The organism is Pseudomonas sp. CFII64, from assembly GCF_000416235.1.
Classification (GTDB): Bacteria; Pseudomonadota; Gammaproteobacteria; order Pseudomonadales; family Pseudomonadaceae; genus Aquipseudomonas.
On the sequence record NZ_ATLO01000053.1, the window covers coordinates 125353 to 148138 of the forward strand.

The window sequence follows — 22786 nt, forward strand, 5'->3', positions numbered from 1 at the left end:
TTACATCGGATGAAGGACGCGCCGCAGGAAATCCTGAGTGCGAAGGTGTTGCGGATTGTTCAGGACCTCGGCGGACGGGCCTTGCTCGACCACCACGCCTTGGTCGATGAACAGCACGCGATCGGCGACTTCCCGGGCAAATTGCATTTCGTGGGTGACCACCACCATGGTCATGCCCGTTTCGGCCAGGCGGCGCATCACGTCCAGCACGTCGCCCACCAGTTCCGGGTCGAGTGCCGAGGTGGGCTCATCGAACAGAATCGCCTTGGGCCGCATCGCCAACGCGCGTGCAATGGCGATGCGCTGTTGCTGACCGCCGGACAACTGCGCCGGAAAGGCTTCGGCTTTTTCGGCCAGGCCGACGCTGTAAAGCAGCTCCATGGCGTGTTCGGTGGCCTGTTTGCGGTCTTCCTTTTTGACGTAGATCGGCCCTTCGATCACGTTCTCCAGCACCGTGCGATGAGGGAACAGGTTGAAGCGCTGGAACACCATGGCCACTTCAGTGCGGATCGCCTTGATGGTCGGCGCCTTGCGGTCGACCTTGATGCCGTCGATGTCGATCACGCCTCCTTCGTAGCTTTCCAGGCCATTGATGCAGCGCAGGATGGTGGATTTGCCCGAGCCCGACGGGCCGACGATGCAGATCACTTCACCTTTGGCTACCGAGGCATCGATGCCCTTGATGACTTGCAGGTCGCCATAGGATTTGCGCAGTGCACGGATCTCGATCATTTGCTCCCCCGTTTTTCGAAGTGACGCACCAGCAGAATGAGCGGCACGCACATGATCAGATAAAGCAGCGCGACCAGGGTAAACACCGTGGCGTTCTGGAAGGTCGAGGTGGCGATCAGCTTGCCTTGCAGGGCCAACTCGGCAACGGTGATGGTCGAGGCCTGGGACGAATCCTTGAGCATCATGATCATGGTGTTGCCGTAAGGCGGCAGAACGATTTTCACTGCCTGGGGCAACACGGCGCGGCGCATCATCAGCCACCATCCCATGCCCATGGACTGCGCGGCTTCAAGCTGGCCACGGTCCACCGCTTCGATCCCGGCGCGAAAGTTCTCGGCCTGATACGCCGAATAAGCGATGCCCAGACCGATGATGCCGGCTTGCAGGGCGCTCATGGTGATGCCGAAATCCGGCATCACGAAATAGATGTAGAACAGCAGCACGATGATCGGAATGCCGCGCAGCAGGTTGATGATCGCGGAGCTGATCCACGCCAGGACCGGCACGCCCGATACGCGCATGGCCGCCCAGACCAGGCCCAGCACGGTGGACAGCAGCAGCGAGCCGATGGTCACCTGAATGGTCAGCCACGCGCCCTGCAGAAGAATGGGCAGAAATTGCCAGGATTGGGTCAGGAACTCGGACATGATCGACTACTCGGGTCAGGGTGCAGGGAACGCGCGCGGCACGCTGCGCAAGGCAGCGCGCCGGGCACTGCGAAGCGTGCTTACAGACCCCACTTCTTGAGGATCGTGTCGATACTGCCGTCAGCCTTGAGTTCAGCCAGCGCGGTGTTGATCTTGCCCATCAATTCGGTGTCGCCCTTGCGGCCGGCGATGCCGATGTTGTTGGGCATGGTTGCCTTATAGGTGGTCACCAGATGCAGGGCCGGGAACACCTTCTGATTGATGGCGTAGGCCGCAATCGGGTAATCCAGCACGCCGATGTCGATGCGACCCGCGTTGGCGTCGCGCATCAAGTCGGCGGTGGTTTCGTAGAGTTTGACTTCGCTGAACAGCCCGCTCTTTTGCAGCGGCTCGACAAAGGCGGTGCCCACTTGCACGCCGACCTTTTTGCCTTTCATTTCTTCGAAACTGGTGTAGGCCGTGGTGTCGCTGTTGGGCGCGACAACGCCTTCGCCATAGCTGTAGACCGGGCTGGAAAAGTCCACGACCTGTTGCCGTGCCGGGGTGATGAACATCGCAGCGGAGATCAGATCCACGCGCTTGGACGTCAGGGAGCCGATCAGCGAGGCAAACGGCATCGGTTCGATCTGCACTTCAAAACCGGCTTTTTTGGAGACGGCATTGACGATGTCAACCATCACGCCTTCGACGCTGTTGGTCTTGGTGTTCAGGAAGGTGAACGGGCTGCCGGTGGGTGTCGAGGCGACCTTGAGCGTTGCAGCCTGGGCTGCGCTGGTGAACGTCAGGGTCAGCGCGCAGAACAATGTGGCGAGTGCCAATGGATTTTTCATATGCGTTCCTCAAGTGATTAGGTGTGTTCCCAACAATCTCTGTTCTGCCGTCGCCTATTTGCTGATGTGCGTGACGCTCCACATGACGATGGTTTCGGTGATGCCCGGATTGCGCCAGCGGCGTGGCGTGCTGCCGTCGTAGCAAAAACTGTCGCCGGTGTTGAGCCGCAACAGCTGGTCATGAATGCACAGCTCCAGCTGGCCCTGCACCACGTAGCCGACCTGCTCACCGGTGTGGGTGAAAAACAACTCGTTGCCGGTCGAGCCGCCCGGCGCAATCACGGCGCGATACATCTGCACGTTGCCGCGAGCGGCGGGCGGGGTCAGGTTGACCTTCTGGATGCCCTTGTCCGCCAGGTCGATGCCGGTGTGAAAACCCGCGCGCACCACGGCCCCCGCGGTTTCGTTGTCCCGGGGCTGGGAGTTGCGGATCAGGGTTTCCAGCGGGATGTTCAGTTCTTGCGCCAGCGCGCTCAGGGTGCGCAGCGAGATTGAGCGCAAGCCGCGTTCGATCTGGCTCAACAGGCTCACGGAAATGCCCGATGCCAGCGCCACCTGGCGCAGCGGTTTGTCCAGCGCCTTGCGCCGCTGACGCAGTTGTTCGCCCAACCAGAGATCGATGATCGAGTTGATTCGGTGCGCGGAAGCCGAGGTTTCATCGGTCGGCAAAACGGGCGCTATGTCGGGGCTGGTCGTTGGCATGGTCATGTGTAACTTTCACAGTTGTGTAAATTACACAAAGCAATACGCGGGCCAATTCAGTTTTCGAGAGCGCCCATTCAGGCTTTTTTCGACGTGAGCGCCGGGAATAGCGGGGCGCCTGGGTCACTCGCTGACAGGTTGATTGCGCCTGGAAGACCCGGCCGCTGCACATCGCCGGGGCGTCCCTGCCTTGTTATGGCGCGGCCGCAGATCAACGCTTTTGCATTGCTCGTGCATTGAGTACCCTTGCTGGCCAAAAGTCGCTCCACGAGAACCGCACTGCACATGACACCTTTCTTCACACACTGGCGTAACGGTCTGGCCTGGGCTGCACTGGCGGTGTTCCTCAGCGCTTGCGACAACAGCGAAAAACCCCCAACGTCCACCCCGCCGACACCCGCGCCGCCGCACACCACTTACACCCAGGCCGGATGGGATGTGTTGCCAGCCGTTACCGACAGCGATTTGCAGGCCGGTTTCGCTTCATGGCGCAGCGCTTGTGTGCGACTCAAGGCCGATGCGGTCTGGGGCGCGACCTGCGCGGCGGCCAGCACGCTCGCGGCGACGCCCAGCGGTGCGGACATCCGCACCTTCCTGCAGGCCCAGTTGCAGGTTTACGTCCTGCGTTCCGCGGCGGGCAGCACTGACGGTTTGATCACCGGCTATTACGAGCCGGTCTATCCCGGCAGCCTGACCCAGACGCCACACACCCCGGTGCCGGTGTACGGCGTGCCCGACGATCTGATCGTGGTGAACCTGGACAGCATTTATCCCGAGCTCAAGGGCAAGCGCTTGCGCGGCAGGCTCGAAGGTCGAGTGCTCAAGCCTTATGACGACGCAGCGACCATCACCAGTCAGGGCCTTAATGCGCCGGTCGTTGCCTGGCTGACCGACCCGATGGACCTGCAGTTTCTGCAAATCCAGGGTTCGGGTCGGGTTCGTCTGGAAGACGGTCAGCAGTTGCGCATCGGTTATGCCGATCAGAACGGTCGTCCTTATCGAGCGATTGGTCGCTGGCTGGTGGAGCAGGGCGAGTTGAAGAAAGAAGACGTGACCATGGGCGCCATCAGTGCCTGGGCCAAGGCGCATCCGGAGCGCATCAACGAGCTGTTGGCGAGCAACCCGAGTTACGTGTTTTTCGCCCGCAACCCGGACAGCAACGAAGGCCCGCGCGGTTCGCTCAACGTGCCGCTGACCGCCGGTTACAGCGTGGCGATTGATCGCAAGGTTATTCCGTTGGGCAGCCTGCTCTGGCTATCCACCACGCGCCCCGACGGCAGCAGCCTGGTGCGTCCGGTCGCAGCACAAGACACCGGCGGTGCCATCGCTGGCGAAGTGCGCGCCGATCTGTTCTGGGGCACCGGCGAAGAAGCCGGCCACCTGGCGGGCGACATGAAGCAGAAGGGCAATATCTGGCTGCTGTGGCCCAAAGGGATGGCGTTGCCGGCGGGTTGAAGCGGGATATAAATCTGCAATGCATCCTGTAGGACTGGCTTCAGCCGGGAGGAGGCCAGTCCATCCGTAACGGATTCGTCGTCAGAACTCTCGCCCTCCCGGCTGAAGCCGGTCCTACGAATCCCGAGCACTGCTAGATAGCTATATAGCTAGCTATTGGCCTGCTCAACGAAATATTCGGACACTCTCCCATGCTATCGATCAGCCACACCAAACCTGAACGAATGCACATGTGGAAGTTCTAAACTTGTCACGCCAAAAAAATGGCGACTATTTTCGGTTTGCCGCTGGTCGTAACTTTCTAATAAATAAAGACAAAAGATTGACAGTAATCCGGGTTTAAATAACCATTGCGCCACTAGCTAATGGCCTTCCGCCATAGCCTTGCTTGCTCTGCTCTCACGACTTATCACGCCTTTCGTATGGATGATTTTCTCCATTCGCGTGCCGATAACGCTCGCCTGCTGGAGCGCTTCACGCACACACGTGTTATCGGTTCAGTCAGTCAAGAGTGAGTTATGGAAAAGGATTCCCGCAGGGCCCGAGTCTGTTCGGCCGTTAAACAGCTATTGGCTGTTTTGACCGTATTTATTCCCGTCCCCGGCGTTCAGGCAGCACCCGCGCAGTTTTCCAGCGTGGTCTTCTGGTATGCGGATAAACCACCGCTTGCCAAGCTGGCTCAGTTTGATTGGGCGGTGGTCGAGCCAGGGCATCTTTCTGCCGCCGACGTCAAAGCACTGCGCGTTCGGGGCGGTCTGCCGTTCGCTTATCTCTCGGTGGGCGAGTTTCATGGCGGTCAGCCTGAACTCGACGCCGCAGCGTTGTCCGGCGCCGTCAGTTCCATGCGCAACAATGCCTGGAACAGCCAGGTCATGAACCTTGCATCGCCAGCCTGGCGTGAGCATTTGTTCGGCCGCGCTGCCGCGTTGCGCGCCCAGGGTTATGCCGGCCTGTTTCTCGATACCCTCGACAGTTTTCAGCTATTGCCCGAAGCGGAGCGTGAAGCGCAGCGCCTGGCGTTGGTCAGCTTGTTGCGTGAGCTGCATCAACGTCAGCCGCAGTTGAAGCTGTTTTTCAACCGTGGTTTTGAAGTGTTGCGTGACCTGCAAGGTGTGGCTGCCGCTGTGGCGGTGGAGTCGATTCATGCCGGTTGGGATGCCGCCAACCAGCGTTTTCGCCCGGTTCCCGAGGCTGATCGGCAGTGGCTGGAAACTCAGCTGCAACCTTTGCGCGCCCAGGATATTCCGCTGGTGGCCATCGACTACCTGCCAGCCGAGCGGCATGAAGAAGCTCGGCTTCTGGTCAAGCGCCTGCGTGCAGAAGGTTTCGTGCCCTACATTGCGCCTCCCGATCTGGGCTCGATGGGCGTCGGCAGTATCGAAGTCACTCATGAAGCAGGTCAGTAATGCGTAAAGACCCTGCGCCGAGCCGTTTACTCAACCCTTGGGCTCTGGCTGCCGTGGCGATTGCCGTCGGCGGTGTGCTCTGGGCGACCTTCCAGCGTGAAGAAGTGTTCCAGCCTGATGGCCGTGAGCCCGATGCGGTTTCGGCTAACTATGCCGAGCTGTTGTTGGCGGCTCACCCGGAAGACGATCGCCTGCGTTTGCAGTTGGTGGATCTGTTGATTCGTCTGGGTGATTACCCCAAGGCGCGTCAGCATCTGGATGGCTGGATTTCGCCGCAGCCGCAAATACAGGCGTTTTATCGCCTTGAACTGGACGCGCTGGTGGCTGTGCAGAGCAATGATCCGGTCGCACAGCAGGGCTTGCTCGAACGGCTGAAGAACGTCGATCACAGCACCTTGCCGTTACCGCAATTGCAGGAGCTGGCCCGTCTGGCGTTGTCGTTGCAGGCACCGGCGTTCGCCGCTGGCGTCTTTGAAGACATCGCCCGGCGCGATCCCGAGCAGCGTCGGGCGTCGCTGATGGCTGCCGCGCAGTGGTATCTGGCGGGTGAGCAACCGGGGCGTGCGGCGGACGTTTATCTGCAACTCAAGGACGACAAGAACTTCGTCGCCGAGCGCCGTAAATACGCGCAGTTGGCCTTCGATGCTTTGTTGGCGGCCAACCGGGGCGAACAAGCGGCGCAGGTGCTTGCCGACGAACTGGACCGGCTCAAGGACCCGCACAGCGATGCGGCCTGGCTGGAGCAGGGCGTGACCGTCGCGGTGCAGAGCAAGCGTTTTGATCTGGCGCAGCGCATCCTGGCCCAATGGCGCGTGCTGCAGCCGGACAATCCGCAGATTCTGGTTCAGGACTTCAACATGCGGCTGGCGTTTGATGACTTGCCGGGTGCCTGGAAAAGCGGCCAGCAGTTGCTTGAGAAAAACCCTCAGGATCCGCAGCTGCTGGAGCAGATGGCCAGACTCGGCGAATGGCGCAATGAGCCGCAAGCCGCGCTGGGCTACTGGATCCGTTTGCTCAACCTGCGTGAAGACCCGAAAACCCGCGAGCACGCCTGGCGTCTGGCTAGCCAGCAAGCGGATTTTGCGCGGATGATTCCCTTGCTCGCCGAGATCATGACCCAGCGCGCGCTGACCGAAGTCGAACTCGATGCGCTGTTGTACGGCTACCAAGCACAGGGTAATCAAGCCCAGGCGGCGAGCTGGCTGACCAGCTATGTGAGCAAGTACCCCAAGCAGCGTCAGGCCTGGACTCGCCTGCTGCAAAACCTGGAAAACAGCGGCCAATTCGCCGCGAAGGCGCAGGCCTATACCGAGCTGTCCAAACGTTTTGCGTTGACCACTCCCGAGCGCGTGGACTGGGCCGGCACTTACCTGAAGCTCGCCGATAAACAGGCGGCCTGGAACGTGCTGCAAGTGGATAATCGCGCCATCACCTACGAGCCTTACTGGCGCACCCGGGCGATTCTGGCCTGGGACCTCAAGCTTGATGCCGAGCTGCAAGTTGCGCTGGAAAAACTCCTGGCACTCAAAGGCTCGCTGGATTTTGGCGAAGAGAGCCAGCTGATCACCTTGTACGGCCTGACCGATCCGCAGCGCGCGCTTGATCTCTCGGTCGCCAGCTGGAAGCGCGGTCATGATCCGCAACGCCTGGTGCAAGCCTTGCAGCAGGCGCAGGAACTTCAGGACTGGCCGCAAGTGGCCGCCTTGCTCAAGGACGCCGAGCATTACCCGGCCGCTGATAATCAAGCGCAAGTGCTGGCGATTCGCGGTACGCTCGCCACCCGCGAAGGCAACCACGACGAAGCGCAGCGCTTGTACCTCAAGGGCCTGGCGCTGTACCCGGATGACAATCTGTTCCGCGAGCGCTTGATGTGGCTCTACGTGGATCAGGGCCGCACGGCTGATCTCAAGCCGTTGCTCACCACTTGGCGGGCACGGGCGCGGCAGGACCGGACGTTGTGGCTGCCATTCGCCAGCGCGAGCCAGATGCTCGGGCGCGGCAGCGAAGCCTTGGCCTGGTATCGGATGTATCTGAAAAAGAGCCCGGATGACTGGCTGGTGCAAGCGGCGTATGCCGATGCGCTGCAAAGTGCGGGTTATCTGGACATGGCCCAGCGGCTGCGCTTCAAGTTGCTGCGCAGCCCGGAAAGCGAACAGGTCAAGCCTTCAGCGCAACACTACGCGGTCTGGCTGCGCTTGATGGCCAGCAGTTATTCGCCGCGCATGGCCGAACAGAAAGCGTTGCAATGGCAGGACGGTTCGCCGGCCATGCTGAGCCTGTGGTTCGAGCGGCTGATGGCGCGTCTGGATGCGACGAACCAGTCCGCGCAGAAAGACCAATGGCTGGACTGGGCGCAGGCTCAGGGGTTGCGCGTTGACCGTTACGAACACATTCAGCAAGCCTTGCGCAGCCGCAACAAGGCCCAGGTGCAAACGCTGCTGGCGCGCAGCGATCTTGATCCGGCGCAGCGCACGCAGGCGTTGATTCGTCTTGGGCGTCTGGCGCAAGCGCTCGACGTCAGTCTGTCGGCACTCGGCGACGAGCAGCCGGCCATCGTCCGCGAGCAACTGCGGCGGCAGGCCGTGGCCATTCAGGAAAGCACGCCTCAGGGCGCGAAGCTGTCCTGGCGTGAGCAGGATTTCGGTGGTCTGGAGTTCAACGCGGCGCGTGTGCAGGTTGCCCACAATCTGGGTGATCAGTGGTACGCCGATGTGCAACTGGAGCAGGGCACCTACGACAGCGATCAACTGGTTTCATCGCGTCTGGGCCAGGAGCGCAATGCGGCCGTGGCCCTCAAGCGTCGGGTCGAAAACGGCAGCTACACGCTGTCCGCCGACACCAGTCAGCGCAAGGATGAAGACCGTAATGGCCTGGCCGTCGCGCGGACCTGGCAGTTGGACGAACGCGGCGCCCTCGAAGCGGGCGTCGACTGGCATCGCAAGAGCGAAGACAGCGGCCTGATGCGCGCCTTTGGCCAGCACGACAGTGTGTGGCTGGGCGGGCGTCACGGCTTCTCGGCCCGTGACCAGATCAGCTGGCAAGTGGCGCAGAAATCCTTCTCCACCCGTGACGGCGATTCGCTGGGCAACGGTCAGGCGCTGAAGCTGGAATACGGCCACCGCCTGCAATTCGAAGGCCCCAGCTGGACCTTGCGCAGTGGTGTCGATTATCAGCGCAACCAGCTCAACAACCGCGAGCTGGATGCCTTGTCCAGTCGCAACGGCGGCGCGGTGAAGAATCAGGACTCGCTCGATCCACGCACGGTATTTGCCAGCGACTTGCTGCAAAGCCGTTACGGACAGCTGTATGTCGGCAGTTCATGGAGTCGCGGCATGCCCGGCGCCCTCAACAGCAGCGTGCCGCAGTACAGCTGGCTGGTGGACGTGGCGGCCGGCTGGCAATGGACCGATCAGACCTTCAACTACGGCATCAATACCGGGATCGGCTTTGAAGTGCTGGGCAATGATCAACTGGCCCTGACGGTCGGCTACCAATCTGCGCCACAAGGCGGCGACGGCAAGGCAGGCGGAACACTGGGTATGAGCTACGGCGTGCGTTTCGGACGCTGATTATCGAATGTTTACAGGGGAATACCGATGCACGTAATTCGTAACATGAGTCTGGCGTTGACGGTCCTGTTGGTCGCCGGCTGCGCAAGCTTCACCGGCGAGTCCGGGCCGAACCTGCCGCGCACCGCCAAGTGGGGCATTGTGCCGATGGTCAACTATTCGCAGACCCCGCAAGCGGGCGAGCGCAGCGAGCAGATCCTGCTCAGCGTGTTGAGCAGCCATGGCCTGCATCCACGGGTTTACCCGGTCAGCACTCAGGGCGAACAAGCGCTGATGGATGACAACGAGCGCCTGGCCGGAGCCCTGGATTGGGCTCGCGCGCAGAAGCTCGATTACGTGGTGTCCGGCAGCGTTGAAGAGTGGCAGTACAAGAACGGCCTGGATGGCGAACCGGCCGTCGGCATCAGCCTGCGCGTGCTGCAAGCCAGCAACGGTCAGGTGCTGTGGAGCAAAAGCGGCGCACGTGCCGGCTGGTCTCGCGAAAGCCTGGCCGGTACCGCACAACAGGTGCTCGATAAACTTGTAGGCGCCCTCGGGTTCGAGTGATTGCATGAACTCTCCACACATGGATTACAACCTGGCGCCCAGTGCCAGCGGCCCGGTGTCCTGGCTCGAAACTCTGGTCGTGACCGGCGCTGCCGTCGGTCTGGGACTGTGGCTGACGCCGGATGATCCGCTGCAAATGCACGCAGGTTTCCCCTGGCCGGTGCTGGCGCCGCTGCTGCTCGGCGTGCGTTATGGCTTCGTGCGCGGCATGGTCAGTGCCGGCTTGCTGGTGTTGGCCTTGTTTGCGCTGCGCTACAGCGGCCATCCCGGCTACGCGCAGCTCGATCCGTCGTTCATTGTCGGCGTGCTGGTCTGCGGCATGCTGGTCGGCGAAGTGCGCGATCTCTGGGAGCGGCGTTTGCAGCGGTTGCAGATGGCCAACGATTATCGCCAGTACCGCCTCGATGATTTCACCCGCTCGCACCAGATCTTGCGCGTCTCCCACGACCTTTTAGAGCAGCGCGTGGCGGGCAGCGATCAGAGCTTGCGCAGTTCGTTGTTGGGCCTGCGTGACAAGCTGCGCATCACCTGCGATGAGCGTGATGCGCTGGGCGTTCTGGCCGAACCGATCATTGCCATGCTCGGCCAGTACGGTTCCTTGCGCGTCGCCGGGTTGTACCGCGTGGACGAACGTGAGCAGGTCGTGCCAGAAGCATTGGCGACCATCGGCGTGATGGGCCCGCTGGACACCCGCGATGATTTGGTCAAGTTGTGCCTGGAGCGTGGCGAGCTGGTCAGCGTGCGCCAGGAACTGATCGATGCCGGGGACTCGGCGCAATTCTCCTCGCTGCAGGCCTGCATTCCCCTGATCAATGCCCAAGGCCAATTGCTGGCGGTTCTGGCCGTGCGGCAAATGCCGTTCTTTGCCTTTCAGGACCGGACATTGAGCCTGCTGGCGTTGCTCGCCGGGCACACCGCCGACCTGTTGCACCCTGATCGGCAGGTCTTGCAGTTGCCGGACGCCGACGCCCAGCACTTCACCCTGCAACTCAAGCGCTCGCTGGCGGATGTCGAGCAACACGGTCTGCTGGCGGGTTTGTTCGCCTTTGAATTGACCCAGGCCAATGACGAGCTGTCGCGGCTGTTTGAACGCAGCCAACGCGGTCTGGATCTGCACTTGCCGGTGCGCAACAGCCGCGGCAATCAGCTGTTGCTGGTGCTCTTGCCGTTGACCAGCCCTGAAGGCACTCAAGGTTATCTGGCGCGCATCAACCTGTTGCTGCGCGAGCATTTTGGCAGCGAAAGCGATTTGACCAGCCTCGGCGTCCAGGTCCTGCCGTTCAACCTGGAACCGGGCTCTGATCGCAGCGACCTGCGCAATTTCCTATTCAACGAGTGTGGTCTGAATGATCAGCAAGTGGCTGTTTAGCAGCGCCCTGGTATTGGAAGCGGGCGGTTGGACCGGCTTGTTGATCCCCGAGCCGATCGCCCATCCGTTGCTGGTGTTTGTGCCCAGTCACGCGCTGGCGTGCCTGTTGCTGTGTGCAGCGATCTGGCGCTCGCTGCCCAGTCGTTACCGCTATCCCTTGCCGTGGAGCCCGCTGTTTATCTTCAGCCTGGCGTTCTTCATTCCGGGGATGGGCATCGTGGGTGTCGTGGCGGCCATTTTCCCGGCGCTGTACCTGCCCCGCAAACGCGACAAGCAAGCCTGGCAATCGGTGGGCATTCCGGGTTTGCCCTTCCAGGCACAACAGCAACTGCATTCGCCGTTTTTTGCCGACGGTGGTTTGCAGGATGTATTGCGACATGCGCCCGATCCCGACCAGCGTTTGACGGCCTTGTTGGCCTCGCGCCGGATTCCGGGCAAGGAAGCGGTGCCGATCCTCAAGCTGGCGCTGGCCGACCCGAGCGATGACGTACGGCTGTTGGCGTACTCGATGCTCGATAAGCAGGAAAGCGATATCAATCTGCGCATCCAGACCGCGCTGCGACAGCTGTCCGAGGGTTCCGCGCCAGCCGTAGGCGCGCTGCATGGCACGCTGGCGCGCTGGTATTGGGAGCTGGCTTATCTCGGGCTGGCTCAGGGCAGCGTGCTCGAACACGTTCTCAATCAGGCCCGCGAACATGCTGAAAAAGGCCTGCAGGCGGGCGAGGGCGGTGAGTTGTTTCTGCTGGCCGGGCGCATTGCCCTGGAACTGCGCGACATCGAGCGCGCCGAGGTGCTGCTCAAGCAGGCGCAGGAACACGGCATGGGCGCCGCGCAGATCGTGCCGTTCCGTGCCGAGCTGGCGTTCGAAGCCGGGCGTTATCACGACATCCCGAGCCTGCTGGCCAGCCTCCCCGAAGAAACCCGTCAGCGCCCGCCATTCGCCGCGCTGATAAGGAGCTGGAAATGAAGCCCGCGCCCACCACACCGACGGCCGATATCTGCCTGCTGCTCGAAGGCACCTGGCCGTATGTGCGCGGCGGTGTTTCCAGCTGGATTCACCAGATGATTCTCGGCCTGCCGGAGCTGACGTTCACGGTCATGTTCATTGGCGGCCAGCGCCAGGCGTACTCGGGCCGGCGTTATGAAATCCCGCCGAATGTGCTGCACATCGAAGAAGTGTTCCTGGAAGACGCCACCCATTCGGTGGACATCCGCCGCGCGCCGCGCGAAGCTGACGAGCAGCAACTGCAGGACATGTACCGCCTGCTGCATCATCCGGACGCACCGTCCACCGAACTGGGCGAGCGGGTGCTGGAATCCATCGCCCACGGCCATTTGACGCTTGATGACGTGCTGCGCAGTCGCAGCAGTTGGGCGGCATTGAGTGAAGGCTATCGCCAGCATTGCGCGGACCCATCCTTCATCAATTATTTCTGGACCCTGCGTTCGATGCAGTCGCCGTTGCTGATGCTCGCCGAAGCCTCGCAAAACATGCCGCGCGCCCGTGTCCTGCACGCGATTTCCACCGGTTACGCCGGGCTGCTGGGCTGCATTCTCAAGCAGCGCTGGCAGTGTCCGTTTCTGCTCAGTGAGCACGGGATTTATACCAAGGAACGCAAGATCGACCTGGCGCAGGCCAGCTGGGTTGCCGAAAGCTCCGGTCACGCGCTGAACCGCAGCCTCGACGCCAGCTCCGGCTACATTCGCGCGCTGTGGGTGCGCTTTTTCGAGCGTTTGGGCCAGCTGACGTACAACAGCGCCGATCACATCATTGCCCTGTACGACGGCAACCGTCAGCGCCAGATCAAGGACGGCGCAGACCCGATCCGCACGCAAGTCATCCCCAACGGCATCGACCTGCCGCGCTGGAACTCGGTGCTGGAATCCCGGCCCGCGGGCATTGCGCCGGTGGTGGGCTTGATCGGGCGCGTGGTGCCGATCAAGGATATCAAGACCTTCCTGCGCGCCATGCGCGGCGTGATCAGCGCCATGCCGGAAGTCGAAGGCTGGATCGTCGGGCCCGAAGAAGAGGATATGGAATACGTCAGCGAATGCCGCAGCCTGATGGCCAGCCTTGGCCTGGAGGGCAAAGTGCATTTTCTGGGTTTCCAGAATATTCAGGACATCCTGCCGCAACTGGGCTTGATGGTGCTGACCTCGATCAGCGAAGCACAACCGCTGGTGATTCTCGAAGCCTGGGCCGCCGGTACGCCGGTGATCAGCACGGACGTCGGTTCTTGCCGGGAAATGATCGAAGGCGGCAGCACCGAAGACCGCGACCTCGGCCACGCCGGAAAAGTCGTCGCGATTGCCGACCCACAAGCGACCAGTACGGCGATCCTCGAATTATTGCGCAGCCCGCAACGCTGGCAGGCGGCTCAGGCCAGCGGCTTGCTGCGGGTCAATCATTACTATACCGAGGCCTTGATGTTGCAGCGTTATCGCGACCTGTATCACGCCGCCATGGAGAACAACTGACATGGCCGGGATTGGCTTCGAACTGCGCAAGATCCTCTCGCGCGATTCCTACACCGCGACGCTGCGCGCTTACTTGTATGCTGGCCTGATCAGCTCGGGGCCGTGGGTGTTGTCGATCATCAGCGTGATGCTGGTGGGGGTCATCAGTGTCGGGATGCTGCTGCCCAATGCCCTGGTCGGCCAGTTTCTGGTGACAGTGACTTACCTGATGGCCAGCTCGTTGATTCTCACTGGCGGCGTACAGTTGTTGTTCACGCGCTTTGTGTCCGATCGTCTGTTCGAACGCAAATACGAGCAGATCCTGCCCAACCTGCTGGGCGTGCTGCTGTTGATCACGCTGGGTTCCGGCGTGCTGGGCGTCATCGTCTTGGGCGTGTTGTTCGATGAGCCGCTGATCTACCAAGTGCTGGTGCTGGCCAACTTCGTGGTGCTGTGCAATTTGTGGCTGGTGATCGTGTTCATTTCCGGGATGAAGGCCTACAACCGCATTTTGCTGGTCATGGCCGTGGGCTATTCATTGATGGTGGCCAGTGCTTATGTCCTGAGCGTTCTGCAGATGCCGGGTTTGCTGCTCGCATTGTTGATCGGGCACAGCACGTTGCTGTTCGTATTCCTCTACGACGTGCTGCGCGAATACCGCGCAGAGCATTTGATTGCCTTCGATTTCCTCGACAACCGTCAGGTGTTTGTGAGCCTGCTGGCGACCGGGTTTTTCTACAATCTGGGCATCTGGATCGACAAGATTCTGTTCTGGTTCAATCCCGGAACCTCCAATCTGGTGGTCGGCCCGTTGCGTGCCTCGATCCTGTACGACATGCCGATTTTCCTCGCGTACCTGGCGATCATCCCCGGCATGGCGGTGTTTCTGGTACGCATCGAAACCGATTTCGCCCACTGGTATGAGCGCTTGTTCCGGGCGATTTGCGACGGCGAAACCCTGCAACACATCGGCCAGCTGAAAACCGAAATGACCCTGTCGATTCGTCAGGGTCTGCTGGAAATCTGCAAGGTTCAGGGCCTGACTGTGGTGCTGTTGTTCCTCTTCGCACCGCGCTTGCTGGAGTGGCTGGGGATCTCCAGTTATTACCTGCCGCTGTTTTACATCGACGTGATCGGCGTGAGCATTCAGGTGGTGTTCATGGCCTTGCTCAACGTGTTTTTCTACCTCGACAAACGCGCCATCGTCCTGCAATTGTGCGTGCTGTTCGCCGTGCTCAACGCCAGCCTGACCTTGCTCAGCCAACACCTAGGCCCGAGCTTCTTCGGCTACGGGTTCACCTTGTCATTGCTGGTGTGTGTACTGATTGCGCTGCACCGCCTTGCCAAGGCACTGGATGATCTGGAGTACGACACGTTTATGCTGGCTCGGTAACGGCGCGGGTAGTCTGGAATGTCAGAAGACTCCCGACTACCTCGTCAGCGCGCTTGACGCTGGTATGAATCCTGGTTGCCGCCTGGGTGGACTCTGCGCCGATATCCTTGCGGAATAACAGGAAGTCGGCGCTGAGCAATATCGCCCCCAGGTGTGTGCGCAAGTCATGTCCAAGGTTGCCAAGAAAATCGGCGTGGGCTTGCTCGGCGGCGTGGGAATAACACGCGATGGATTGGGCAACGGCTTGATCCACGGATTCGTTGAAACGCAGCATGTCCTGGACTTCGAAATCGGTTCCCGACTTGATCCGTTGCAACCATTTCATCAATACACTCATGCGCAACACACGGTATTGCGCAACGATCTGGTCGATGCTTGAACCGGTCATCAGCGGAGTAATAGAGTAAATGTCGGCGGTTATTTCATCGTGTTGTTCAAGCGCGGTTTCATGCGACTTGCTGATGTGCCCATCGTGGGTTTGAGCAGTGATTAAATTACGGGCGACCACCCTGAGCAGTTTTTCCGCCTGGGCGCGTAATTCGAGTGAATCCAGACCCTTGTTGCGGGCCATTGTCGTTGCAAAGTCTTCCCACTGCTCAAAGATGGGTTCGAGATTTTCTAAAATGAAATCGCCTAACCGCATATTGATTTCCTACTCGTCATGCTGCGCTCAACGCTGATTGAGAGAGTCAGTCAACGCGTGCTAGCCGAGCGTGGTGAAAAACCGAACGATCATGGCTGATAGATAGGCTCGCTAACGATCAGAAAGTTGCATGGTGGTCGTCGGACTGCGTCATGTTGTTATGGGGTTTTTGCGTCAGCGCCAGCAAATGACCGGTATTAACTGGCCAGACGCTTGAATCAGCGTTTATGTTTGGGTCAAAAGCCCTGCTTGGGTTTATATTCGCCCCACCAAGACACGAGCGGACGTGGGTCCGATCCGAGCTTGGCTTTCCTGGGCCGTGGACATGACCATTCAAAACACTTTCAATGATGCCAACGCCCCGGTGACTGTCCATGTCGTCGATGATGATCGCAATACACGGGATGCTCTCTACCAACTGCTGACGTTTGCCGGCTATCCGGTACAGCTGCATGCCAGCGGCGCCGCGTTTCTGGATGCTTACGACGGGCTTCCTGGCTGCATGATTCTTGATCTAGCGATGCCTGAAATGCGAGGCGAGGCGTTGTTGGATGAGATCATGCGCCTCAAATTCAATGTGGTTGTCATCATCATGACCGGGCATGCAACGGTTGAAGCTGCCATTCAGATCACCCGTGCCGGGGCGATTGGTTTTTTGCAAAAACCGTTCAGCAACGATCAATTGTTGCAAAAGCTCGAGAAAATTTCCCATCAGGCCAAGTCCGTTTTTGCCCGTCGCGCCCTCGCTGACGATTACCGCCAGCGGCTCGACAACCTGACGGCTCGAGAACGAGAAGTTATGGATTTGATGCTGGCGGATATGACCAGCCAGGAAATCGCCACGCAGTTGGGTAATAGCAAGAAAACCGTGGATATCCATCGGACCCGGGTCATGCAGAAAATGGGCGCGAGCACTATTACTGAGTTGATCATGGGCTGGACCCTGCTTTTCTGTATTCCCATGTCATGAGCGTAACGAGCGAATCCTGAATACGCAGACCGCGGTTAATCGCGGTGTTATTTTCCGAATAGGTACTTATACCTATAGTGGCATTTTGTCTCTTGCCAAAATAAACAGTGGCCATAAACTGTGGTGATTAAGCTGCTATTTATCCACTTTGTGAACGCGTTTTGTTGGCAAGACACGTTTGGATTTATTCGGCCGCCACCCGCAAGGGTGCTGATTGCAGCCCTAATGTGTCTCTTGGCCGATGAGTGAGCACACACCGTAAAACACTGAATCAGTCATCCGTCCTGTAGCCGGATCTTTGTCTGTGGTGAGTTCACTGCAAGCAACGTTCATGGCTTTCAGGCGAAAGTTCGTGTGAGTTTTTGCAAACAGAACAGTAAAAATGGATGTCTGCACACCTGGAAGTGCCGAAGGCGCACCGATTGTTATAACAGTCGGGATGTTGCTCTGCGGGCCATGCATTGACTGTCATTTACCGTATGCACTTCTTCATGAAGTTTATTTAGAAAGCATCGAGCCTGTGGAGTCGCAGGACTCTTGTATTAGGTAGAAATACCATTAGGTAGAAATACCGAGAGGATTATTGTGCAGAAGAAGTTTGTGGCGTGTGTGCTATTGACCTTGAGCCAGGGGGCGTACGCGGTACAGCTTCCGCCGAGCGGCGGGAGCCAGATACAACAGATTCCCGCCTCGCCCACACTGAAAAAAGTGGAGCCGCAAATACAGGTCGAGCAGACTCGGGCAGCCGCCGTTCCTGCTTCAGAAAGCGCCCGGATCAAGGTCAATTCTCTGCACCTGACCGGACAAAAGCTCTATCCCGAAGCCGATTTGCTCAAGTTGACGGGCTTCACGGCGGGCAAGGAACTCAGCCTTGGCCAGTTGCAGACAATGGCCGCGCAGATCGCCGATTTCTACCACCAAAAGGGCTATTTCGTTGCGCAGGCCTACTTGCCTGCCCAGGAAATCAAGAACGGCGCTGTCACCATTGCCGTCATCGAAGGCCACTACGGGGCCGTCACGATGCGTAATCAGAGCAACCTTTCCGACCGATTGGCCAATGGCGCAGTGGACGACCTGCACAGCGGCGATGCCATCAGCTCCGCTGCGCTGGAAAGCGATCTGCTGCTGTTGTCGGACACGCCCGGTGTCGAGGTGCGCTCAACGCTGGTGCCCGGTGCGTCAGTAGGCGCTGCCGACCTGATTGTCGATGTCACGCCTGGCCAACTGGTGACAGGCAGCATCGACGCCGATAACGGCGGCAATCGCTACACCGGTCAGTACCGTCTGGGCGGGACGTTGAATATCAACAATCTGGCAGGGCAGGGTGACGTTGCGACACTTCGCGCGCTCTCCAGTTTTGACGGTCTGGACTATGCCCGCGCGGCCTATCAGATGCAGTTTGGCAAGGCGACTGCTGGCGTAGCTTACAGCCGGCTGGATTATAAGCTAGGTAAGGAGTTCAGCGATTTACACGGCAACGGCACGGCGGACATTGCCAGTGTCTACGGCAGTTACCCACTGCTGCGTTCACGTCGCAGCAATCTCTATGTTCAGGTGGGTTTTGATTACAAGAGGTTCGAGGACCGTATCGATCTGGTGTCGTCACATGTCGACAGAAGCGTCGAGGTGCTGATGACCACCTTGCGCGGCGATCATCGCGATGATTTCGGCGGCGGTGGACTGACGGCAGGTGCCCTGACCTGGTCGACGGGCAACCTGGATATCGAAACCCGCGAAGCGCGCTCGGCCGATGGACTGACGGCGCGCAGTAACGGCCATTACGACAAGTTGGGTTTCAGCGCCATGCGCTTGCAGCGGGTCACTGATGCGTTTTCGCTTTATGGCGCGATCAATGGACAAGTTGCCTCCAAGAACCTGGATATCTCGGAAAAGATGTACCTGGGCGGGATCGACGGCGTTCGGGCTTATCCCCAAGGCGAAGCCTTCGGTGATGAAGGTTATCTGGCGACCCTGGAAGCCCGGTATTTGCTGCCGCAATTCTCGCAACAGTGGTTAGGGCAACTGCAACTGGTCAGCTTCGTCGATACCGGTACGGTCACGCTCAATGAGAATCGTTGGGACAACTCGGACCGGACCCGAACGCTGAGCGGGGCGGGGGTGGGCATTAACTGGTTCGACTTCAATAACTATTCCGTGAAGACCTACTACGCGCAAAAGCTGGGTGGCGAGAAAGCTACCTCGGCTCCGGATTCGAGCGGCCGCTTCTGGGTCCAGATGGTCAAATATTTTTGATCGCAGGCCCGGTTACCGCAGCGAACCCCACGTCAGCAATGCCTGAATCAAGTAGGTAAACACCATGAATACCCGTTCCCCATCCAGCAGGAATGCCAAGGCCGGCACCTTCGTCGCCGTGATGCCTTTCCATTTCACGCTGAAACTGCTGGCGGCTGCCATCCTCTTCGCTGGCGCAGGCAGCGCTTATGCACTGCCGGTCGGCGGAGCGGTGTCGGCCGGCAGCGCCACCATCGGTTCGGGTGCAGGCACTACGACCATTACTCAGACCAGCCAGAATGCCGCGATCAACTGGCAGAGTTTCAATATCGGAACGGGCGAGTCGGTCAATTTCGTGCAGCCCAGTGGCAGCGCCACGGCCCTCAACCGGGTGCTGGGCGCGGACCCTTCGAGCATTCTGGGCAACCTCAATGCCAACGGCAAAGTGTTCCTGGTCAACCCCAACGGCATCGTTTTCGGTCAGGGCGCGTCGGTCAATGTCGGCGGCCTGGTGGGCTCTACGCGCAACATCAGCGACAACGATTTCATGGCGGGTAAATATAACTTCGAAGGCACAGGGGCCGGCAGCGTGGTCAACCACGGTTCGATCAATGCCAATGGCGGCTCGGTTGCTTTGCTGGGCGCCAATGTCAGCAATCAGGGCGTCATTCAGGCGCAACTGGGCACGGTCGCCCTGGCGGCCGGCAACGCGTTCACCCTGGATGTGGCGGGCGACGGGCTGCTCAATGTGGCGGTCAACAAGGGCGCGGTCGATGCGCTGGTGCAGAACGGCGGGCTGATCCAGGCCGATGGCGGTCGGGTACTGATGACCGCTCAGTCGGCCAACAACCTGTTGCCGTCCACCGTGAACAACACCGGCGTGGTTCGGGCCCAGACCCTCGAAAATCGCAACGGCACCATCATGTTGATGGGCGATATGCAAAGCGGCACCGTGAACGTGGCCGGCACCCTGGATGCCAGCGCGCCCAATGGCGGTTCCGGAGGTTTTGTCGAGACCTCCGCAGCACACGTCAACGTCGCCAGCGGCACCAAGGTGACCACCCTGGCGCCCACTGGCAAGACGGGAACCTGGCTGATCGATCCCCTGGATTACGTTATTTCGAGCACGGGCAATATTTCCGGCACCACGCTCTCGGGTAACCTGACTACCAATAACGTCCTGATCCAAAACCCGATAGGCACAGGCAACGGCGATATTCTGGTCAAGGATCCAGTGACATGGACGGCCACGACCACGCTGACCCTGAGTGCCGCGCGTGATATCGAGGTGAGCGCGCCCATCACCACGACCGGGGGCAATCTGCAGCTGCTCGCGGTGCGTGATGTCAATCAGAACGCCACGATCAGCGCGACGCAGGCTGGTGGCAACGGCGGTAATGTCACGATGGTGGCTGGCAAGGATGTCAAACTCAACCAGGTCCTCACCGTGACCAACGGCAATGCGTTACTGGTGGCTGCCAATGACGGCCTGAATAAGGGCACTGTCACCTTCGGGGCCAAGGCTGTGGTGACCGGGACGGTGTCCACCGTTAAGATTTACTACGCGCCGAGCAGCTACACAACGCCAACGAATTTCACCGGCAATTTCACCCTGACCGGTGGCGCGACGCTGACGCCGTTCATGTGGACTTACCTCCAGGCTGACAACAAGGTCTATGACGGCAAGAACGCGGCGATATTGTCGCTGCGCGACAACCCGGCTGGCGTCACGGCGCAGGGCGGCACGGCGACCTTCAATACGGCAAATGTGGGCACTGGCAAAACGGTGACTTACAGCAGTTATTCCCTTGGCGGTGCCAATAGTGGCCTGTTCGCCTTGTTCGCGCCGTTCGACAACGTGACGGCAGTTGCCGGTAATCCTGGGTCCAGCACTACCCTGGCGAACATCACGCCAGCGCCGCTGACGATCACGGCCAACGACGCCAGCAAGACCGAAGGCAATACGTTGGTAATTCCGAATTCGGCGTTCACCCCATTGGGGCTGGTCAATGGCGAGACCGTTGGCGGCGCCACACTGACGAGCCCGGGCACCGCGGCGAACGCTAGCGCGGTCGGCAGTCCTTACCTGATCACGGCCAGCAACGCGACCGCAGGCACGTTCAATCCGGCCAACTACACGATCACTTATGCGCCGGGCAACTTATTGATCACGGCCCCGCCGGTGGTAACGCCACCTGTGACCACGCCACCGGTTACGACACCGCCAGTCACGACACCACCGGTGACCACGCCGCCTGTGACGACGCCCCCCGTAACTACGCCGCCGGTCACGACGGTGCCTGAGCCGACATCACCGGGTACAACGCCAGGTACGACTGTGCCGGGTACGACACCGGGTACGACGCCACCGGTTACGACCGTGCCGGGTGCGACGCCTCCGGTGACAACCGTGCCGGGAGCGACCCCGCCGGTGACCACGTTGCCTGGGGGCGCGACTCCGGTTTCAGCCCCGCTTGGCTCGACGCCGACGGATCCGAATGCCACGGGTTCAAGATTCCCACGTTCGGGCATACCGGGGCTGCCGCTGGCTTCCACGCCACCGGGTTTGCCGGTGCAGGAATACCTGGGCGCCAAGACCCCAGATATCGGCAATTCGGGCAATCCAGGCAATCCGCTTAATCCGGGCAACCCAGGTAATCCGGGTAATCCGGGTATTCCGCTTAATCCGGGTAACCCGAACAACCCAGGCAATCCGAACGATCCAGGCAGCCCCGGCAATCCAAACGAGCCTGGCAGCCCGTCTAACAACAACGACCCGCAGAATGGCCATGCCTATGGCGCCGCGCCGTATATCCCGTCACTGGCCGCGCTCACCGTCGTGGGGGCAGGAGTCAACGTGCCAGGCAATCAGTTGGCGCAGGTCACGCCGATGCTGCCAATTCCGGTCAAAGATCCACTCGGCGACCCGGCGAAGGCGCAAACCCAGCAAATACCTTACCCCTACAAAGCCCCGGTTTATTTGCCCAAGCAGGAACGTAACTGAACCACGCCGCCCCAACCGACAGCCAGGGCCGAGGCGCTGGCTGCCGGGTTGTCGGGCTTGTCATGAGTCTTGATGGGAGTATTGCCTTGCACCTTTTGCCCAGCACGAACAACAGCAGCGCCCCGAGCAAGGCTCTTGCCCGGGTATCGGCACTCGTCTGTTTTGGGCTGCTGGTCGTTGCTTCTGGCTTCCAGCTGCCGGCACTGGCTGCCCCTGCGCCACAGAACGGCGCTTCTGCGCAGTTAGCCCAATTGGGTCGGCGTGCGGACTTGCGCAACAACGATGTATCCCGGGAAGCCCGAGACACCGCCAACTGGGTGGTCGACTCGGGCGATAACCTGGGCATGCCTTTTCTCATCATCGATAAAAAGCAGGCTCGCGTATTGGTGTTCAGTGCCAACGGCCAGCTCGGCGGCTCGGCATCGGTACTCTTGGGGTTGGCTATCGGCGATGACTCGGTGCCTGGCATCGGGCAGCAAAAACTATCCAGTATCCGCCCGCAAGAGCGAACCACTCCCGCAGGACGTTTTGTTGCTTCACTGGCGCGCAATTTGAAAGGCGAAGAAATTCTCTGGGTGGATTATCAAAACGCTATTGCGATGCACCCGGTCGTGACCAGCAACCCGAAAGAACGCCGTACAGAGCGTCTGGCGTCGTCCAGCCTTCAGGACAAGCGCATCTCTTATGGCTGCATCAACGTGCCGGCCGATTTCTACCGAAGCTTCATCAGCCCGGCGTTCAGCGCAACGAATGGCGTTGTGTACGTCCTACCGGAAACCCGCTCCAACGCGAGTGTCTTTGCCTCGTATTACGAAGTCAGGTAACGCAGTT

At 60.1% G+C, this 22786-nt stretch carries 16 protein-coding genes and 1 pseudogene; 12 read left to right on the top strand and 5 right to left on the bottom strand.

Translation table 11 applies throughout. The annotated features are described in order from the left end of the window. From CFII64_RS28035 to CFII64_RS28050, 4 genes are all read right to left on the bottom strand, one after another. Positions 1 to 732 (bottom strand): amino acid ABC transporter ATP-binding protein, encoded by a 732-nt coding sequence (locus CFII64_RS28035; protein ID WP_020294266.1) that lies wholly within the window; start codon positions 730 to 732, stop codon positions 1 to 3. Next, positions 729 to 1379: an amino acid ABC transporter permease gene (locus tag CFII64_RS28040; RefSeq protein WP_020294267.1), complete on the bottom strand. Its 651-nt coding sequence runs from the start codon at positions 1377 to 1379 to the stop codon at positions 729 to 731. Before CFII64_RS28040 ends, CFII64_RS28035 begins: the two co-directional genes overlap by 4 nt. Positions 1380 to 1459: 80 nt before the next feature. Then, complete coding sequence (locus CFII64_RS28045) at positions 1460 to 2209, bottom strand: ABC transporter substrate-binding protein (RefSeq protein ID WP_020294268.1); 750 nt, start codon at positions 2207 to 2209, stop codon at positions 1460 to 1462. Between the two features lie 54 nt (positions 2210 to 2263). Next, positions 2264 to 2917 (bottom strand): helix-turn-helix domain-containing protein, encoded by a 654-nt coding sequence (locus tag CFII64_RS28050; RefSeq protein ID WP_020294269.1) that lies wholly within the window; start codon positions 2915 to 2917, stop codon positions 2264 to 2266. Between the two features lie 279 nt (positions 2918 to 3196). Here CFII64_RS28050 and CFII64_RS28055 point away from each other — a divergent pair, with 279 nt between their 5' ends. From CFII64_RS28055 to pelG, 8 genes and pseudogenes are all read left to right on the top strand, one after another. Beyond that, positions 3197 to 4366: a murein transglycosylase A gene (locus CFII64_RS28055; protein WP_020294270.1), complete on the top strand. Its 1170-nt coding sequence runs from the start codon at positions 3197 to 3199 to the stop codon at positions 4364 to 4366. Positions 4367 to 4884: 518 nt separating this feature from the next. Beyond that, positions 4885 to 5751: pseudogene (locus CFII64_RS28060) on the top strand (endo alpha-1,4 polygalactosaminidase); the annotation flags it as partial. Between the two features lie 20 nt (positions 5752 to 5771). After that, the gene (locus tag CFII64_RS28065; protein ID WP_020294272.1) at positions 5772 to 9341 is read left to right on the top strand and encodes a tetratricopeptide repeat protein; all 3570 of its coding nucleotides are present in this window, start codon (positions 5772 to 5774) and stop codon (positions 9339 to 9341) included. Positions 9342 to 9368: 27 nt separating this feature from the next. Further along, a complete protein-coding gene (locus CFII64_RS28070; RefSeq protein ID WP_020294273.1) occupies positions 9369 to 9887 on the top strand; it encodes a hypothetical protein in 519 nt (172 codons plus the stop codon). Between the two features lie 4 nt (positions 9888 to 9891). Continuing rightward, a complete protein-coding gene (locus CFII64_RS28075) occupies positions 9892 to 11256 on the top strand; it encodes a PelD GGDEF domain-containing protein (RefSeq protein ID WP_044901764.1) in 1365 nt (454 codons plus the stop codon). Then, on the top strand, positions 11234 to 12223 hold the full coding sequence (locus CFII64_RS28080; RefSeq protein ID WP_020294275.1) for a HEAT repeat domain-containing protein: 990 nt from the start codon (positions 11234 to 11236) through the stop codon (positions 12221 to 12223). The genes CFII64_RS28075 and CFII64_RS28080 overlap by 23 nt, the downstream gene beginning before the upstream one ends. Beyond that, a complete protein-coding gene (gene pelF / locus CFII64_RS28085) occupies positions 12220 to 13734 on the top strand; it encodes a GT4 family glycosyltransferase PelF (protein ID WP_020294276.1) in 1515 nt (504 codons plus the stop codon). Before CFII64_RS28080 ends, pelF begins: the two co-directional genes overlap by 4 nt. Before the next feature lies 1 nt (position 13735). Continuing rightward, the gene (gene pelG, locus CFII64_RS28090; protein ID WP_020294277.1) at positions 13736 to 15106 is read left to right on the top strand and encodes an exopolysaccharide Pel transporter PelG; all 1371 of its coding nucleotides are present in this window, start codon (positions 13736 to 13738) and stop codon (positions 15104 to 15106) included. On the opposite strand, the gene CFII64_RS28095 is transcribed toward pelG, so the two are convergent. After that, positions 15090 to 15749: a histidine kinase dimerization/phospho-acceptor domain-containing protein gene (locus CFII64_RS28095; RefSeq protein ID WP_020294278.1), complete on the bottom strand. Its 660-nt coding sequence runs from the start codon at positions 15747 to 15749 to the stop codon at positions 15090 to 15092. The genes pelG and CFII64_RS28095 overlap by 17 nt on opposite strands. Before the next feature lie 325 nt (positions 15750 to 16074). Between CFII64_RS28095 and CFII64_RS30400 the strand changes: the two genes are divergently transcribed. The 4 genes from CFII64_RS30400 (at position 16075) to CFII64_RS28115 (ending at position 22779) form a co-directional block, all read left to right on the top strand. After that, positions 16075 to 16719 (top strand): response regulator transcription factor, encoded by a 645-nt coding sequence (locus tag CFII64_RS30400; protein WP_052026682.1) that lies wholly within the window; start codon positions 16075 to 16077, stop codon positions 16717 to 16719. A gap of 585 nt (positions 16720 to 17304) precedes the next feature. After that, a complete protein-coding gene (locus CFII64_RS28105) occupies positions 17305 to 18972 on the top strand; it encodes a ShlB/FhaC/HecB family hemolysin secretion/activation protein (RefSeq protein WP_020294280.1) in 1668 nt (555 codons plus the stop codon). A gap of 64 nt (positions 18973 to 19036) precedes the next feature. Beyond that, the gene (locus CFII64_RS28110) at positions 19037 to 21955 is read left to right on the top strand and encodes a filamentous hemagglutinin N-terminal domain-containing protein (RefSeq protein WP_020294281.1); all 2919 of its coding nucleotides are present in this window, start codon (positions 19037 to 19039) and stop codon (positions 21953 to 21955) included. A gap of 86 nt (positions 21956 to 22041) precedes the next feature. Then, the gene (locus CFII64_RS28115) at positions 22042 to 22779 is read left to right on the top strand and encodes a hypothetical protein (protein ID WP_020294282.1); all 738 of its coding nucleotides are present in this window, start codon (positions 22042 to 22044) and stop codon (positions 22777 to 22779) included. Positions 22780 to 22786: the final 7 nt, after the last annotated feature.